At 41.3% G+C, this 17513-nt stretch carries 19 protein-coding genes; 17 read left to right on the forward strand and 2 right to left on the reverse strand.

The window, feature by feature from the left end; all coding sequences use genetic code 11:
* Positions 1-132: 132 nt before the first annotated feature.
* The 3 genes from pgaB (at position 133) to pgaD (ending at position 3903) form a co-directional block, all read left to right on the forward strand.
* Positions 133-2127 (forward strand): poly-beta-1,6-N-acetyl-D-glucosamine N-deacetylase PgaB, encoded by a 1995-nt coding sequence (gene pgaB / locus RMA94_RS09025; protein WP_311082615.1) that lies wholly within the window; start codon positions 133-135, stop codon positions 2125-2127.
* A gap of 13 nt (positions 2128-2140) precedes the next feature.
* Complete coding sequence (gene pgaC / locus RMA94_RS09030; protein ID WP_002117710.1) at positions 2141-3400, forward strand: poly-beta-1,6-N-acetyl-D-glucosamine synthase; 1260 nt, start codon at positions 2141-2143, stop codon at positions 3398-3400.
* Positions 3401-3483: 83 nt separating this feature from the next.
* Complete coding sequence (gene pgaD, locus RMA94_RS09035; protein WP_311082616.1) at positions 3484-3903, forward strand: poly-beta-1,6-N-acetyl-D-glucosamine biosynthesis protein PgaD; 420 nt, start codon at positions 3484-3486, stop codon at positions 3901-3903.
* 101 nt (positions 3904-4004) lie between these two features.
* On the opposite strand, the gene RMA94_RS09040 is transcribed toward pgaD, so the two are convergent.
* Positions 4005-4793, reverse strand: coding sequence for a crotonase/enoyl-CoA hydratase family protein (locus RMA94_RS09040; RefSeq protein ID WP_311082617.1), 789 nt, complete (start codon positions 4791-4793; stop codon positions 4005-4007).
* Positions 4794-5040: 247 nt separating this feature from the next.
* On the opposite strand from RMA94_RS09040, the gene pnuC reads away from it, so the two are divergent.
* Together pnuC and RMA94_RS09050 are read left to right on the forward strand one after the other, a co-directional pair.
* Positions 5041-5622 (forward strand): nicotinamide riboside transporter PnuC, encoded by a 582-nt coding sequence (gene pnuC, locus RMA94_RS09045; protein ID WP_005075405.1) that lies wholly within the window; start codon positions 5041-5043, stop codon positions 5620-5622.
* A 14-nt stretch (positions 5623-5636) separates the two neighbouring features.
* Entirely contained in the window at positions 5637-5936 is a 300-nt protein-coding gene (locus RMA94_RS09050; RefSeq protein WP_032056871.1) for a hypothetical protein, read from the forward strand.
* A gap of 45 nt (positions 5937-5981) precedes the next feature.
* On the opposite strand, the gene RMA94_RS09055 is transcribed toward RMA94_RS09050, so the two are convergent.
* Entirely contained in the window at positions 5982-6794 is an 813-nt protein-coding gene (locus tag RMA94_RS09055) for an IclR family transcriptional regulator (RefSeq protein ID WP_046813281.1), read from the reverse strand.
* Between the two features lie 273 nt (positions 6795-7067).
* On the opposite strand from RMA94_RS09055, the gene RMA94_RS09060 reads away from it, so the two are divergent.
* Genes RMA94_RS09060 through RMA94_RS09115 form a run of 12 tightly spaced genes read left to right on the forward strand, consistent with a single transcriptional unit; the run spans position 7068 to position 17490 of the window.
* Positions 7068-7373, forward strand: a complete 306-nt coding sequence (locus tag RMA94_RS09060; protein ID WP_002117586.1) for a non-heme iron oxygenase ferredoxin subunit — start codon at positions 7068-7070, stop codon at positions 7371-7373.
* A 27-nt stretch (positions 7374-7400) separates the two neighbouring features.
* Entirely contained in the window at positions 7401-7700 is a 300-nt protein-coding gene (locus RMA94_RS09065) for a recombinase-like helix-turn-helix domain-containing protein (RefSeq protein ID WP_005070730.1), read from the forward strand.
* A gap of 16 nt (positions 7701-7716) precedes the next feature.
* The gene (locus tag RMA94_RS09070; RefSeq protein ID WP_005070727.1) at positions 7717-8784 is read left to right on the forward strand and encodes an aromatic ring-hydroxylating dioxygenase subunit alpha; all 1068 of its coding nucleotides are present in this window, start codon (positions 7717-7719) and stop codon (positions 8782-8784) included.
* Positions 8777-9541: an SDR family oxidoreductase gene (locus RMA94_RS09075; protein WP_311082618.1), complete on the forward strand. Its 765-nt coding sequence runs from the start codon at positions 8777-8779 to the stop codon at positions 9539-9541. The genes RMA94_RS09070 and RMA94_RS09075 overlap by 8 nt, the downstream gene beginning before the upstream one ends.
* An 11-nt stretch (positions 9542-9552) precedes the next feature.
* A complete protein-coding gene (locus tag RMA94_RS09080; RefSeq protein WP_182917504.1) occupies positions 9553-10482 on the forward strand; it encodes a VOC family protein in 930 nt (309 codons plus the stop codon).
* 28 nt (positions 10483-10510) lie between these two features.
* Positions 10511-11722, forward strand: a complete 1212-nt coding sequence (locus RMA94_RS09085) for an NAD(P)/FAD-dependent oxidoreductase (RefSeq protein WP_017387113.1) — start codon at positions 10511-10513, stop codon at positions 11720-11722.
* 42 nt (positions 11723-11764) lie between these two features.
* Entirely contained in the window at positions 11765-12988 is a 1224-nt protein-coding gene (locus RMA94_RS09090; RefSeq protein WP_014206034.1) for an MFS transporter, read from the forward strand.
* A gap of 23 nt (positions 12989-13011) precedes the next feature.
* Entirely contained in the window at positions 13012-13533 is a 522-nt protein-coding gene (locus tag RMA94_RS09095; RefSeq protein WP_002117566.1) for a cupin domain-containing protein, read from the forward strand.
* A 35-nt stretch (positions 13534-13568) separates the two neighbouring features.
* Entirely contained in the window at positions 13569-14393 is an 825-nt protein-coding gene (locus RMA94_RS09100; protein WP_046813285.1) for an alpha/beta fold hydrolase, read from the forward strand.
* Positions 14394-14408: 15 nt separating this feature from the next.
* The gene (locus RMA94_RS09105) at positions 14409-15203 is read left to right on the forward strand and encodes an SDR family oxidoreductase (protein ID WP_005803011.1); all 795 of its coding nucleotides are present in this window, start codon (positions 14409-14411) and stop codon (positions 15201-15203) included.
* A 15-nt stretch (positions 15204-15218) separates the two neighbouring features.
* Complete coding sequence (locus RMA94_RS09110; RefSeq protein WP_057068466.1) at positions 15219-16010, forward strand: aspartate dehydrogenase; 792 nt, start codon at positions 15219-15221, stop codon at positions 16008-16010.
* 13 nt (positions 16011-16023) lie between these two features.
* Positions 16024-17490: an aldehyde dehydrogenase gene (locus RMA94_RS09115; RefSeq protein ID WP_311082620.1), complete on the forward strand. Its 1467-nt coding sequence runs from the start codon at positions 16024-16026 to the stop codon at positions 17488-17490.
* The last annotated feature ends 23 nt before the right edge of the window (positions 17491-17513 follow it).

The following is a 17513-nucleotide window of genomic DNA, read 5'->3' on the forward strand; positions in this document are numbered from 1 at the left end:
TTTGATTATAAATGCTGACTGAAAAACTGTTCATTTATAGGCAGCGTGATATTAAGACCAAATTTCAAAAAGTTTGTGGCTTAACATCAAATTTCACATAAATAATCTATATTGATATCGAGACGCTATTTCATGACTATCCGCTTTGCATCTCCTTTGTTGAACATATCACTTGGCTTGGCCTTGGCAGGTTTGTCAGGCATGGCATTAGCTAAACCACCTAAACTGGACGCTTCAACACTTACGGTGATTGGTTATCATGAAATTACCGATACTAAAAATGCCTTAATTCCTCAATATGCAGTGACCACTCAACAATTTACACAGCACGTTGAATGGCTACAAAAAAACGGATTCCATTTTATTACGGTTGATCAGTTGATCCGTGCTCATCAAGGTAAATTTCAACTGCCTACAAAACCAGTTTTATTAACTGTAGATGATGGTTATCAATCTTTCTATCAAAATGCTTATCCTGTTATTAAAGCTAAAAAAATCCCTGTAGTACTTGCAGTAGTAGGTTCATGGTTAGAGCCAAAAGCAGGGCAGAAAGTCGATTTTTCAGGGGAAGAAATTCCACGTGACAAAATCTTAAGCTGGGGTGAGCTGAAAGAGATGCAAGATAGTGGCTTTGTTGAGATCGCAAGCCATAGCTATCATTTGCACCGTGGTATTACAGGCAACCCACAAGGCAACTCTGAACCTGCTGCAACAACTCGTTTTTATGATGTAAAAACTCAAACTTACGAGAACGATGCACAATATCAGTCACGTATTTATAACGACTTAAAGAAAAATAACGAACTACTAAAAGCACACGGCTTACGTTCACCACGTATTATGGTCTGGCCTTATGGTCGCTATAATATGCAAACAGTTCAAATTGCTAAAAAGCTGGGTATGCCAATTACCATTACACTTGATGATGGGGCTGATCACGCAAAACAATCTCTACAAAATATGAGCCGTATTTTGGTAGAAGGCGATATGACGACTGATGATTTGGCTCAAGAAATTAAAAATCGTGAATTGAATTTAACGGATAACAACCGTCCGCAAAAAATTATGCATGTCGATCTGGACTATATTTATGACCCGGACCCGAAACAGCAAGAGCGTAATCTAGGTCACTTGTTAGACCGAATTAATGCGATGGGTGTAAATACTGTCTATTTACAGGCTTTTTCAGATCCCGATGCGAATGGCTCTGCTGATATGGTGTATTTCCCGAACCGCCATATTCCAATGCGTGCTGACTTGTTTAACCGTGTTGCATGGCAAATTCAAACGCGTACGCCTGTGAGTCGTATTTATGCGTGGATGCCTTTATTGGCATGGGAATTACCAAAAACTGATCCTGTTTCTAAGGATTTGGTGGTGACAGAGCAAGCAAAAGCTGGTGAACACCTCAACATGGGATATATCCGTTTAAGTCCGTTCTCAGCAGACGCACGCCAAACTATTCGTGAGATTTATCAAGATTTGGCTAAGTCATCTTCATTTAACGGCATTTTATTTCATGATGATGTCACCTTATCTGACTATGAAGATGCAAGCTCAGATGCATTAAAAGCCTATGCAAAACAAGGCTTGCCAACAGATTTGGCAAAAATCCGTGATAATGATCAAGATTTGCAAAAATGGACGGCATATAAGACAAAATATCTAGATGATTTTGCAATGCAACTTGTTGATGACGTGCGACAATATGAACCATTCTTGATGACTGCACGTAATTTGTATGCGCAAGTTGCTTTAAAACCATATGCAGAAAACTGGTATTCACAATCGCTTGAAGAGTCATTAAAACGTTATGACTTTACGGCTATTATGGCAATGCCTTATATGGAACAGGTAGATAATGCTGATCAGTTCTATAAAGATATGGTTGATCGCGTGAAACAATATCCAAATGGCATTAAGAAAACCGTTTTTGAATTACAAGCAACCGACTGGCGTAAAAACGAAAAGGTACCTTCAACTGAAATGGCCGCAACAATTCATTCTCTGTATCAGCAAGGTGTAATGCATGTCGGATATTACCCAGATGACCCAATTAAAGATCATCCGGATGTGGACACTATGCATAAAGCATTTGCTGAAAAATCATCTCGTCTTGTGCCGTAGTTGAGGCTAAAACATGACAATCTTTGCTGCAATATGGTCGCATGCCTTAAAATTCGTTTTCTATTATCCATTATTCATGTCGTATTTATGGATGATTGGCGCGATCATTTTCTATTGGAAAGAACGTCAGGCCCCGCCTTACGATCAACCAGCTCCATTAGAGAGTTATCCAAAAGTCGCTGTGTTAATTCCTTGTTTTAATGAAGGGGATAATGCAGAAGAAACCATTAGCCATGCGTTAAAACTGGACTATCCTCATTTTGAAGTGATTGCGATTAATGATGGTAGCTCGGACAATACAGGTGAGGTACTCGACCGTTTAGCAGCACAACATGAAAAACTACGTGTTGTTCATTTGGCGCAAAACCAAGGTAAAGCCATGGGGTTGCAAGCCGGAAGCTTAATGACCGATGCCGAGTTTTTAATTGGTATTGATGGCGATGCTTTACTTGATCCTCATGCAGCAAAGTGGATGATTCGTCATTTTCAGGAAAATCCAACAGTTGCAGCAGTTACGGGTAACCCGCGTATCCGTACTCGTTCAACTTTGCTAGGGCGTATTCAGGTCGGTGAGTTTTCTTCGATTGTCGGCATGATTAAACGTGCACAACGTACCTTTGGACGCTTATTTACCGTATCGGGTGTAATTACCGCTTTTCGTAAGAGCGCTGTTCACCAAGTCGATTATTGGTCGCCCAATATGTTGACTGAAGATATCGATATTACTTGGAAATTGCAGCGTGCAGGTTGGGACATTCGTTTTGAACCGAATGCCTTGGTCTGGATTTTAATGCCTGAAACTTTAAACGGTTTGTGGAAACAACGTTTACGTTGGGCTATGGGTGGGGCACAGGTATTAATTAAAAATATTGATGTGTTCACCAAGCCAAAATTAAATTTTTTATGGCCTTTAATGTTTGAGCTTTGCTTAACCTTAGTTTGGTCATATTTAATGCTGGCGATGGCTTTATTATGGTTGGTACATTTTATTTTACCGGTCCCTGCTTTAGCCGTTGTGAGCTCTCCATTTTTACCGTATGGTAGCGGTATTTTATTGGGGGCAACCTGTCTCATTCAGTTTGCTTTAAGCAAATGGATGGATAGTCGTTATGAACCACATCTAGGAAAAAACTATTTCTGGATGATCTGGTATCCATTGGTCTTTTGGCTAATCACCATCTCGGCAACTATTGTGGCATTTCCAAAAGTTTTAAAACGTGGAGATGAGAAACGTGCGCGTTGGGTGAGCCCGGATCGGGGCATTCGTGGATGAAATGCAAGAGTCATGAGATTTTAAAGATCGTGCTGTATTGATGTCTGGGGAAAACCACAGCACTTCGTTAGGTAAAGAGAGAAATGAAGACAAATTCGTTGATTATTGATTTACGCCGTCAATTACCATGGCATAAGCGCTATGCTTCTACAACAAGCACAGCCATGATGTGGGCGGTTTGGTTGTTGCTGTGGCGTCCGTTTGTACTGATCTGGGTTTTGGCTGAGCTCCAAAAAACACATTTAGTTCACCGTTTGTTTAGTGCCTTTGGTTTGGGCATTGAACATGGCATTACTGCATTAATTGCTTGTGCAATTTGCTTATTGTTGTGGAGTCATGTGCTGCCTGAGCATCGTGTTGGCGGTAATGCGCTTAAAGCAAAACAGACAGAGGATTATGCGCGCTATTTTGATTTACCTGAACATGAAATTGAACAGGGACGTAGTCAGAAAATTACAGTCGTTCACCATGATGAGCTAGGTAAAATCATTAGAGTTGAATAAAGCCAATTAATAAAAAAGCCCGCATCGTGTGGGCTTTTTTTTACGCTAATTTCTGTATATCCATAGGTTTTAAACTGTAGAGCGCAGTGCTTGAGCAGGTATTATTTACCTTTAAAAACAGGCGGTCTTTTTTGTAACATGGCAAAAACACCTTCTTGAACATCTTCTGTTGTGAGCAATGGTTGAAGATGAGTTTGCAGTTGCTTAAAGGCAACCTCGTAACCTTCGTTAATAGCTTCGCGAGCAGAGGCGAGCGTCGCTTTTACAGCAAGAGGAGCAGCTTGCGCAACATGTTCAGCAAGTTCTATTGCACGGTTGAGCTGAGAGCCTTCTGGACATATTTCTGTAATCAGGTTCATATCAAATGCTGCTTTTACATCGAAAGAGTCACCAGTGAGTAAATAACGCATGGCTTTGGCCCAACCCGCGGCTTGAGTAAAACGCGCAGTAGCTCCGCCAAAAGGTAAGATACCACGTTGAACCTCCATTTGAGCAAATTGTGTATTTTCACTCGCAATCGTAATATCTGCGTTAAGAAATAGTTCGATACCAGCGGTATAACAATAACCTTGTACTGCAACAATTAAAGGTTTACTCAGTTTTCGTCCAACTGTACCCCAAGGGTTCACTTCTTCATCACTAAAATCAAAAACACCTGTAGCGAGCTTGGGTTGTAACTCAACTAGGTCTAAACCAGCTGTAAAATGATCCCCATGAGCAAAGATAACCGCACAGCGAAGCGCATCATTATTTTCATATTCGGTGAGCGCTAGTGATAAGTCTTTGATCATGTGACTATCAAAAGCATTACGTTTTGCTGCCCGATCTAGACCAATTAAAAAAATATGTCTACGAGTTTCACGGCTGACTTTTCCTTCTTGATTTGACATATTGTCACGCTCTTTATTTGTCTTTAATCATGTTTTAAACAATCGTTTAAAAACTAGCAAATATAATTTGTTCGCGACTCGATCGGTATTTCTTTTATCTGTGCATTGAAATAAATCGATGACATTAGAAAAGAATAAAACCTCAGACAATGCCAATTTGCATCATTTATTTAAATTAGCAGTTTGCTTCGCTTTATATTTTTCTCATAATACTTCGTCAAATTGATCTCAATAAGCAGCTGTTTTTATGTCACCTCTAGAAATCTTTGCGGTCTTGATTAGCCTGATTGGAGTCGGATTAACGGTAATCCGTAATATGTGGTGTTGGCTGTTTAATTTCTTTGCCTTTGTTTTATATGCCTATTTGTTTTACGAATTTAAGCTATATGGCGAAACGATTTTGCAGTTCTTTTTTATGGTCGTAAATTTTTATGGCTTTTACTACTGGCTCAAAGGAAAGCAGCAAGATCATGACATTCGTATAGAGCCAATAGCTCCTAAAGTTGCAATTTTTCAAATGATCATTGCCGCGGTAGGTGGCTTGCTTTTTGGCTTAATTCTTAAAAACTTTACTGATGCAGCAGTTCCTATGCTCGACTCACAACTTGCCGCATTTAGTTTGCTTGCAACGTATTGGACCAGCCGAAAACATATTGCGACTTGGATACTTTGGGTATTTGTCGATATTATTTATGTCGGTATGTTCATCTATAAAGATTTATTTTTAACAGCCGCTTTGTATGCAGCATTTGTTTTGATGGCAGCTTATGGTTGGTATCAATGGGAAAAGGTTAAAAAGAAACAGCTTTTAGCCTCAAACCAGCTTTAATTTGGAGTGTGATCATGCTGTTGAGCTTAGAGGTCTATAAACAACAACAATTTGATCAAATTGCTGCAAAAATAATGGCAGAGCCAAAACAGTATTGTGAATTTAATTCTGTATCAGATTTTTATAACGCTGCATGGCTTAAGAAATTTCCGCAAGGCAGCCAGATTTCTGCGACAGGTTTAGATGATGGTGCAGAAGAGTTTTATGCGGTAATCCAGTTTAAACAGCAGTATTTAAAATTTGATATTAAAGAAAATGATTCGACAATTATCTTTAAAGATATGAATGAGAACGTTTTAAAAAGTAATTTTTAATTTATGAAATAAAATCTAAAAAAAAGCGACTTAACGTCGCTTTTTTTAATAAATAAATTTGGAAATTTTGTTTGCTGTTTCAACGACTAGGCTTGCGATATCTTCTTTAAATGTTCTTTCATCATAAGTCGTAATTGGACAACTTACAGAGATAACAGCCACCATTTTACCATTTGACTGTTTAAAAATAGGCGCCGCGCACGCTGCCATATCATGATTGTAATGACCCCAGCTCACCATGGTTTTTTGAGTTTTTACATAAGAGAGTCTTTGCAATAAAGCTTTTAAATTGGTTGGCGTCAGTTCAGAGAAACTGTCCCAATCGCTAAAATTGCGGTAACGCTGACGTACTTCAGTTTCAGGTAAATCAGATAAAAGCATTTGACCAATGACGGTTGCATGGGCAGGCCAGCGAGTTCCTAAACTAATGTTACTCGTAAAGGTTCCCATAGACTGGATATTATTTACAAAGACAATATGAGTACCTTCTAAAATAGAAAGATGTACAGCGAGTTTGGTTTGGTCACGTAGTTCTTTCATTAAAGGTGTCGATAAATCGAGTAATGAAAGTTTAGATAAACTGTTAAAACCAAGTTCCATGACTTTGGAATCGAGTGCATAAGTTTTTTGAGATGCTTTTCTTAAATAGCCACAAGATTCGAGTGTATAAATCAGGCGAAATGCACTAGAACGGTTCACTTCTAAAATTTCAGCAATTTCTGTAATGGTCATTTCTTGCGCTTGTTGATTAAATGCTTGCAAGATAGCTAAACCCCGTACAAGTCCGGGAACTAAATATCGGTCATCATTTTTTGTTGTTTCCGATTCGTGCGAATCTTCTTCAATTGCTATGCTCATTCGTGTCATTTTCCTATAAATAAAACATGATTCAATTTGGGGCAAGCTGCTTTATTTTATAACTATTGTAATTGTTAAAAATGCATAAAACAATTTTTATATTTAAAACTTTGTTTCCTTCTTGAAACGTAACAAAATATTTAAAAATTAGTAAACTAATGAATTTTATATTTATTTTTACTTTGACAAAAAATGATCAAGGGGATTATGCTTAGCTTATGTTTTGAAAATCAAATTATGTTTTGTATATAAAACAAAATGAGGACGCAAGGTATGAGTTGGATCTCAGTTTGTCAGCAGGGTGACGTTAGCGAAGATGAGCCGAAAGCCATCGAAATTGAAGGGAAAAAAATAGGCGTATTTTTCGTCGATGAAAATTACTTTGCTATCGAAAATGTTTGCCCTCATGCGTATGCCTTATTAACCGAAGGATTTATCGAAGATCAGACTGTTGAATGTCCATTGCACGAAGCAATTTTTGACATTCAAACAGGTGAGCTAAAAAGTGGGCCAGGGTGTAGAAACCTATGTACGTACCCAGTTCGTGTTGAAGGACAGGATATTCAAATTCAACTCTAGTCCTCACATGTACAAGGAAGCAGAACAATGAAGACATTTAATGAAAAGTTGGCAAGCTGGATTCATGCAACGCCGGCAACCGAAGCAGGTATCAACAATATTCAAATTCCAGGTCAATCTGAATTGTTGGTTTGGCAGACACGTTATAAAGAGCCAACGCTCTATGAACAGGATTTTGTAAAAAACTTGATTCAGGCATTTTCTGCGGGCGCAACAGAGTTAGATGACGTTGTTTCTGCACTTAATCAACAGGGTTTCCGCTGTGAATCTGGTGATGAATGGACTTCTGCAAGCTTTACAGAAGAAATGCAACGTTTAGGTTATTGATTCAGGGAAGAATAAAATGAACGCAATCGTATCAACTTCACAAAGCGCTGAAGAATATTTAGAACTTGGTTTACGTGACCAATGGCATCCGGTTTTGGCAAGTTGGGAAGTCGCTGCTAATCCAGTCGGTATTACCCGTTTAGGCGAAAATATCGTGGTTTGGCGTGATGCCGAAGGTCAGGTTCATGCACTTGAAGATCGCTGTCCACACCGCGGTGCTCGTCTTTCCCTTGGTTGGAACTTAGGCGACCGAGTTGCTTGCTGGTATCACGGTGTTGAAGTTCGTGCTGATGGTGTAGTTGCTGATGTGCCAGCGGTTCATGAATGTCCAATGACCGGAACTAAATGTTTAAAGAACTATCCAGTAATTGAGCAACATGGCGCAATCTTCATCTGGTTTGGTATTGATGCAAATGAACAACCAGCACCGCTTGAGTTCCCAGAGCAACTCGCAAGTGAAGAGTGGAGTGCGTTCCTTTGCCAAGCAGACTGGAAAGTAAACCATCAATACGCGATTGATAATGTGATGGACCCAATGCACGGGACCTATTTACACGCGACATCGCACTCGATGGCAGATGGTGAACGTACTGCAGAGATGAAGCACCGCACGACCGATAATGGCTTTGTTTTTGAAAAAGAAGGTCAAACAGGTGTGAACTTTGACTGGGTTGAATATGGTTCAACAGGTGCAAGCTGGTTACGTCTTTCAATTCCATACCGTAAACAATTTGGTCCAGGTGGTGAATTCTGGATTGTGGGTTATGCAACGCCAATTGATGCCAACAATACTCGCGTATTTTTCTGGCGCTGCCGTAAGGTGAGTGGTTGGCAACGTAATGTATGGCGTTTCTTATATCGCAATCACTTAGAACAATTGCATTGGGATGTATTAGAACAAGACCGAATTATTTTAGAAAACCTTGCGCCAAATGCGCGTGAAAAAGAGTTTCTCTATCAACACGATGTTGGTCTTGCACGTTTACGCCGTTTAATGAAAAAAGAAGCTGAGAAGCAATTAAAGAAAATTGCTGCACTAAATGCATCAAACCGTATCGAGATGCAGGAAGAAGCTCATGGCTAATGTAGCGTTGTTGCAAGGCAAAAAAGTTTTAGTGACTGGTGCTGCGCGTGGTTTAGGTAGAGATTTCGCTCAAGCCATTGCCGAGGCAGGTGCTGAAGTTGTGATGGCAGATATTTTGTCTAACTTGGTGCAACAAGAAGCACAAGCGTTACAACAACAAGGACTAAATGTTCATGCTGTCACCGTTGACCTTGCCAATGCAGACTCTATTGAAAATGCTGTTGCAAAAAGCGTTGAAGTATTACAGGGACTAGATGGCCTTGTGAATTGCGCGGCACTGGCGACCAATGTCGGTGGAAAAAATATGATTGATTACGATCCTGAACTTTGGGATCGGGTCATGAATATTAATGTGAAAGGCACATGGCTGATCAGTAAGGCATGCGTTCCCCATTTAAAGCAATCGGCTGCAGGCAAGATCATTAATGTTGCTTCCGATACAGCACTTTGGGGCGCACCAAACCTGATGGCTTATGTGGCAAGTAAAGGTGCAATTGTTGCCATGACGCGTTCAATGGCAAGAGAGTTGGGACAATCTAATATCTGTGTCAACACATTGTCACCGGGCCTTACTCTGGTTGAAGCAACCGAGTATGTGCCTCAAGAACGTCACGATTTATATGTCAACGGAAGAGCGATTCAACGTCAGCAACTTCCACAAGATTTAAATGGAACAGCATTGTATCTACTGTCGGATTTGTCCTCTTTTGTGACAGGTCAAAATATTCCGGTCAATGGCGGTTTTGTCTTTAACTAAGGAGTAGTCAAATGATTACAGGGATCGAGATTTTAAAGTTTGGAGTTGAAGATAGAGCCGCTTCAAACAAGTTTTTGGCAGATTTTGGTTTAAGCCAAAGTACTTCGGATATTGAAGGTACTGATCTTTACCAAACCCAAAATGGTAGCAAGATTTATCTATTTAATTGTGATGATGAGCGTTTGCCGACTGCTATTGAACAAGGTTCAACTTTACGTGAAGTGACTTGGGGCGTTGATAGTGCTCAAGACCTTGATGACTTGGCAGCTCGTTTGGCCGATGTAGAAGGTTTTAAACGTACTGAAAATACAGTTGAGTGTATTGACCCAAATGGCATGACCATCCGTTTTGAACAAAGTTTTGTTAAAGAAGTACCTGAACTTAAAACGGAAGGTATTAACCAATACGGCAACATTCAACGTGTGAATGCAGCAAGTCCTGTTTATGAAAAAGGTCAACCTGTTGCGATTGGACATGTGGTGTTCTTCACACCGGATTTGGCAACAACTGAAAACTTCTATATTGAAAAAGTAGGTTTCCATTTATCTGATGCTTACAAAAATCGCGGTGCATTCTTACGTTGCCGCGGTGAAGGTTATCACCATGATTTATTCTTGCTCAGTGTTCCAAATAAACCTGCTGGCTTAAATCACGTTGCGTTTGTCGTTCGCGATATCCATGAGGTGATTGGGGGCGGTTTAAATATGAATCGTTCGGAGTGGTCAACCTTTATTGGACCAGGACGTCATCCAATTTCTTCTGCTTATTTCTGGTACGTCAACTCACCATTAGGTGGTGCATTTGAATACTACACCAACGATGATTATTTGACAGAAGAATGGCAACCACGTGTAGAAGAACATCGTCTAGAGCTTTTCACTGAATGGGCGATTGAGGGTGGTCTTGATGACACAACTCGCCGTCAGGTGAAGCCTGTTTAACAGGTATTGCTTTACAAGGAAGATGGCTATGGAAAAGATCGTAATTGTAGGTGCCGGACAGGCAGCGGGTTGGGCAGTAAGTACCTTGCGTCAAAATGGGTATGTGGGCGAAATTCACGTGGTTTCAAATGAAGATCAAGTGTTTTATGAGCGTCCGCCACTGTCTAAGCAAGTACTTTCAAAAGAAGCAACGTATGAAAGTTTGAATCTGTTCTCTCCTGAACAGGTTCAAGAGTTCAACGTTCAATGGCATAAACCTGAAATTGCGACAAAAGTCGATCGTGAGCAAAAACAGGTTCATTTAGAAAGTGGTCAGATTTTGCCGTATGACAAATTGCTGATTGCAACTGGAAGCCGTGCACGTGTACCCGTCAATACATGGCAGTTCATTCCAAATGTTGTGACTTTACGCAATGTGCATGACTGTGAACGTTTGGCTGAAATTTTAAAGAATGCAAAAAATGTCGCTGTGATTGGCGGTGGCTGGATTGGTTTAGAAATTGCTGCAACTGCACGTAAGCAAGGTAAAGATGTTCATATATTTGAATATGGCGATCGTTTATGTGCAAGAAGCGTGAGTCCGGAAGTTTCTGCATTTTTAAAAAATATGCATGAAACTCAAGGTACAAAAATTCATTTAGACAGCAAGAGTCTTCATTTAGTTGAAGCGCCAAATCAAAAAGTTGAAGTGGTGAACCATCCTCAAAATAGTCAGTTATTTGACTGTGTCGTGGTAGGTGCAGGCGCTGAGATTGCCAAAGAGTTAGGTGTACATGCTGGTCTCGATGTGAAAGATGGCATTGTGGTGAATTGTTTTGGGCAAACTTCAGATCAAAACATTTATGCCGCAGGTGATGTTGCGATTCATCCGGGCTTGGGTTATTGCATTCAGTCTTGGGCAAATGCGCAAAATCAGGCGATTGCAGCAGCAAAGTCGATGCTCGGCATTGAAACCGAATATAGCGATATTCCATGGCTTTGGTCAGATCAATATCACTTTAATATCCAGATTTTAGGTACGTATCAACCTGAAAAAACGAAGGAAGTAGTCATTCGCCAAGGTGGGGAAGATCAGGTGAGCTATTTATATCTGGACCATGAAAATCGTTTGCTCAACATGATTGCCATTAATGATTCTAAACTGGTCAAACTGGCAAAACGTTGGATGCAAGCCAACACCGTTTTAGATCCAAAACTATTAGCAGATGCTGAATTTAATGTCATGAAGTTAAAACCGTAAACATTAAATCTGGTTCTCATTACCAAATCGAAGGAATGACACATGAGTAATGAAGAAAAAAGTGGATTGAAGCATTGGGTACCTGCTTTTGTCCTTATGGTATGTGTGGTACTGGCGTTTTTCGACAAGATTAGTATTGCGGTTTTATTTTCAGATCCTCATTTTCAAAGTGCAATGGGAATTGCTGAAGATAAGGCCAAGCTCGGATGGCTCATGACAAGTTTTTTACTTGCTTATGGTTTTTCATCAGTCTTTCTAAGCTTTTTGGGTGACATCTTTAACCCAAAGAAAATGCTGTTCTGGAGCGTAACGTCGTGGGGCGTACTCATGTTCTGTATGGGGTTCACCACCAGTTATTCAGGCATGTTGGTTTTACGTGTACTGCTTGGTTTAGCAGAAGGTCCATTATTTGCCTTGGCATATACCATTGTTAAGCAGACTTATACGGACCGTCAGCAGGCACGTGCTTCTACCATGTTCTTACTTGGAACGCCAATAGGTGCATTTCTTGGGTTCCCGATCACTGCAAATGTTTTAGCTCACCACGACTGGCACACCACTTTTTTTGTGATGGCTGCGCTAACCCTGATTGCGATTTTTAGCATTGTTTTTGGTCTGCGTAACTTGCAGCTCAAGAAAACTGTCGAAATTGAGGGCGAGAGTAAACGCACTAATTTCAAAGGTCACATTACTAATACTAAATTGCTGCTCAGCAACAGCGCATTCTGGTTGGTTTGTCTCTTTAACATTGCATTGATGACGTATTTGTGGGGCTTAAACAGCTGGGTTCCTTCTTACTTAATGCAAGACAAAGGATTCAATCTCAAAGAGTTTGGAATGTATTCAAGCTTTCCGTTCATTGCCATGTTAATTGGCGAAATTATCGGTGCGTTTTTATCTGACAAGTTAGGCCGCCGTGCAATTCAAGTATTTAGCGGTTTATTACTCGCGGGCATCTTCATGTATGTGATGGTCATTATGACTGAGCCACTATTGATTATTGCTGCCATGTCTTTAAGCGCTATGGCATGGGGTTTTGGAGTAGCAGCTGTATTTGCTCTGCTTGCAAGAGTGACGACCTCAAATGTAGGTGCGACTGCGGGTGGAATATTTAACGGTTTAGGTAATTTTGCAAGTGCAATTGCGCCTGTTCTTATCGGTTACATCGTGATGCAAACACACAGTTTTAATTTAGGAATTACCTTCTTGGCTGCTGTCGCTGTCATTGGGTCGTTGTTCTTGGTTCCTCTTTTAAAACGTTATTAATTCACTGTATAGGAGTTTAAAAAATGACTACACAACAATTCGAATCGTGGGCACAACCAGAGGGTGCTTCTTTAGAAGATTGGTTAAACACACGTATTGCTCGCTTTGAGACACGTAAATACGACTTCGATGCTTTGAAGTTCCAAGCAGATTACGACCCGAAATATCGCCGTGCACAAATGCGTTACATGGGTACGGGTGCAACAGGTGTTGCGAATGACGGCAACACTGTACCAGCAGAAAACTTCACGTTTTCAACCATGGTTCTACCACCACAGTGTGAAGGTCCTTTGCACATTCATCACGATGTTGAAGAAGTTTTCTTTATGCTTCGCGGCGAAATTGATTTGTTCATTGAGCACAACGGCGAAAAATTTGAAACCCGTTTAAAAGAGCGTGATCTGATTTCAATTCCACCGGGAATCTACCGTGGTCTGTTTAACCCAGGTCAAGAAGATGCCTTGATGTGTGTGATGTTAGGAACAGGTAAACCAACCATTCCGAACTATCCACCAGAGCATCCATTGTCTCAAATCAAACGTTAATTGTTTGATGAAGTGAATGAAGGAAAGAATTGAAAATGATGACACTCATTGAAAAGTTAGCAGAATTTCCGGTGAAAACCGTTACTGTTCAAGGCCAGCAGCAAGCCTATCGGGAAGCCGGTCAGGGCGAGTACCTTGTGCTGTTGCATGGTATTAGTTCAGGTTCTGCTTCATGGGTAAACCAACTTGAAGTGCTGTCTCATCATTTTCATGTCATTGCCTGGGACGCACCGGGCTATGGCAAATCAGATGAACTTTTAACTGATCAGCCCAATGCTACTGACTACGCAAAGCGTTTGGCAGCATTGTTAGATGTTTTAAAAATTGAAAAAGCAATTGTGGTCGGACACTCATTAGGTGCCTTACAGGCCAGTGCATTTGCTGCACTTTACCCAGAGCGAGTGGAACACTTGGTTGTTGCTAACTTAGCTCAAGGCTACCAACGCCACGATGAGCAAACACAAATTCAGGTTTTTGAAAAAAGACCAAAAATGTTGAAAGAACTCGGTGCTAAAGGAATGGCCGAAAGCCGTGGACCTCATTTGATTTATAAACAAGAACCACAAGCCTTAGCTTTAGTTTCAGAGGTGATGCAGCAGTTGACCCTAAAAGGTTTCACCCATGCATCGTACTTACTGGCATATGACGAAATACGTAATTACTTAACCAATTTAAAAGTCCCATGCACAGTCATTGCAGGGCAGCAAGATCAAATCACTCCTGCGTTAGGTATACAAGAGCTTGCTCAGGAATTGCAGTTGGAACAGCGCTTCGTCATAGAAGATGCAGGACATTTAAGTTATGTCGACCAACCGCAAGCATTTAACCAAATTATGTTGACGATTCAGGAACAATCGTAAGAGAGATTAAGGATTATGAGCTTCCAAGTTGAAGGAAAAGTTGCAGTTGTTACCGGTGGCTCATCTGGGATTGGGCTGGCTGCTGTTGAAATACTGGTTGCAGAGGGTGCAAAAGTTGCTTGGTGTGGTCGCGATGAAGAACGTTTAAATGCTTCTAAGCACTATATTTTAGAAAAATATCCGCATGCCAATATTTTTACTAAAGCATGCAATGTATTGAAAAAAGAAGAAGTTCAGCAATTTGCCAAAGACGTCAAACTCAATTTGGGCAATGTGGACATGCTCATTAACAATGCTGGGCAAGGCCGTGTTTCAAATTTTGAAAATACGCAAGATGAAGACTGGATGAAAGAGATTGAACTGAAATATTTCAGTGTTTTACATCCGGTACGGGCTTTTCTTGATGACTTAAAACAGTCGGCAAATGCCTCAATTACCAATGTGAACTCGTTACTGGCATTGCAACCGGAACCGCACATGATTGCGACGTCATCTGCACGCGCTGCACTGTTGAACTTAACCCATTCGTTGGCGCATGAGTTTACTCAATATGGCGTTCGTGTGAACTCGATTTTACTCGGTATGGTCGAATCTGCGCAGTGGAAACGCCGTTATGAAACCCGTTCAGATTTAAATCTGTCATGGGAAGAGTGGACAGGCAATATCGCAAAAAATCGTGGTATTCCAATGCAGCGTTTAGGTCGTCCAGAAGAGCCTGCACGTGCTTTAGTTTTCTTGGCATCACCATTGGCATCTTACACCACAGGTTCGGCAATAGATGTCTCAGGTGGTTTTAACAAACATTTATAAATATTAGGTGCTGTCATGAAAAAGTTGATGATGATTGGTTTTGGCGCAATGGCAGCAGAAGTGTATGCCCACTTGCCTCAAGATCTGCAACTCAAATGGATTGTCGTGCCATCTCGTAGCATTGAAAAAGTTCAATCACAAGTCTCCTCCGAGATTCAGGTGATTTCAGATATTGAGCAATGTGATGGTACGCCAGACTATGTCATTGAAGTGGCAGGTCAAGCAGCAGTAAAAGAGCATGCTCAAAAAGTTTTAGCGAAAGGCTGGACCATTGGTCTGATTTCGGTGGGTACTTTGGCTGATAGCGAGTTTTTGGTTCAGCTTAAACAAACTGCCGAAAAAAATGATGCACATTTGCATTTGCTTGCAGGGGCTATCGCAGGTATTGACGGTATTTCTGCGGCCAAAGAAGGTGGTTTGCAAAAAGTCACTTACAAAGGCTGTAAAAGTCCAAAAAGCTGGAAGGGCAGTTATGCAGAGCAATTGGTCGATCTAGACCATGTTGCTGAACCTACTGTCTTTTTCACTGGAACTGCCCGTGAAGCTGCGACCAAATTTCCAGCCAATGCCAATGTTGCAGCAACTATTGCACTTGCAGGACTTGGAATGGATGAAACCATGGTTGAGTTAACTGTTGATCCAACCATCAACAAAAACAAACACACCATTGTGGCAGAAGGTGGCTTTGGGCAAATGACCATTGAACTGGTGGGCGTGCCGTTACCAAGTAACCCGAAAACATCAACTTTGGCTGCGCTTAGCGTGATTCGTGCTTGTCGCAACAGTGTAGAAGCAATACAGATTTAAGAAGGATTTGATCATGGCAAAGGAAATTTATATTGCAGGTGAATGGCGATTAGGCCGTGGTGCAGTCATTCAAAGCCTGTTTCCGGCAGATCAGTCGGTAAACGCTGAGCTTTCAACAGCAACGCTTGAAGATGTAAATGAGGCAATTGAAAAAGCGGATCAGGCGTGGCGTCAACCTAGCTGGAGAAACAGCTTGCCGCATGAGCGTGCACGTATTCTCTATAAAGTTGCAGACATTATTGAAGCGCGTGTAGATGAATTAGCCAAATTACAAACACGTGATAATGGTAAGCCTTTAACTGAAACTCGTGGCTTGGTCATGAGCGCTGCGGCGACTGCACGTTATGTTGCTGCGGCATGTGAAACGTTGAACGATGAGCTCACCACTCAACGTGCTCCAGACTTTATGACCATGAGCGTGCATGAGCCTGTAGGCGTTGTGGCAGCCATTACTCCTTGGAACTCTCCAATTGCGAGTGAAGTTCAAAAGCTTGCTCCAGCTTTGGCAGCAGGAAACGCCGTGGTGTTAAAACCAGCAGAAGCAACTTCACTCATTGCTTTAGAGCTTGCCAAAATTTTTGAAGAAGCAGGTTTACCAAAAGGCTTACTCAGCGTGCTAGTTGGTCGTGGTTCTGTGATTGGTGATGCAATTGCTCAGCACCCATTGGTTCGTAAAATTTCCTTTACAGGTGGAACAACCACGGGGCGTCATTTGGCACATATTGCCGCTGACAAACTCATTACCACTTCGCTTGAGTTAGGTGGTAAGTCACCAACCATCGTTCTGCCGGATGCAGATGTCGAACTGGCAGCTAAAGGTGTGGTGTACGGAATTTTTAGCTCGGCAGGCCAAGCGTGTATTGCAGGTTCTCGCTTGTTTATTCATAGCAGTCTTTACGATCAGTTTTTAACGCGTTTGGTTGAAATTACCAAAGGCTTACGTGTGGGCCATCCGGAACAGGCGGGTGTGCATTTAGGGCCACTGGTCAATGACAAGCATTTGCAGTCAGTTGACCGCTATGTGCAACTTGCTAAAAGCGAAGGTGGTCAGGTTCTAATTGGTGGTGAAGCGCTTACGGCTGGTGACTATGCCAAAGGAAGCTATTACTTACCCACCATTATCACGGGCTTAAATAACAGTGCTCAAACCTGTCAGGAAGAAATTTTTGGTCCTGTTTTAGTGGTTATGAAATATGACAACGAGCAAGATTTAATTGCCCAAGCCAATGACAGTTGTTTTGGCCTTGCCGCAGGTATCTGGACTGAAAGCTATCGCAAAGCTTGGCGTATTGCACGTGCATTAGAAGTGGGAACGGTATGGATTAATACCTACAAAAAGTTCTCGATTAGTGCGCCGTTTGGTGGCTTTAAAGACAGTGGAATCGGGCGCGAAAAAGGCCGTTTAGGCATTTTATCGTACATGCAACAAAAGAGTATTTATATGGGGCTGAATGAACAGCCTAACCCTTGGTGCGATTAATAAATTCAAGGACTGAAAACAAA

It is taken from the genome of Acinetobacter sp. V115_6, assembly GCF_031799025.1.
GTDB lineage: Bacteria > Pseudomonadota > Gammaproteobacteria > Pseudomonadales > Moraxellaceae > Acinetobacter > Acinetobacter pittii.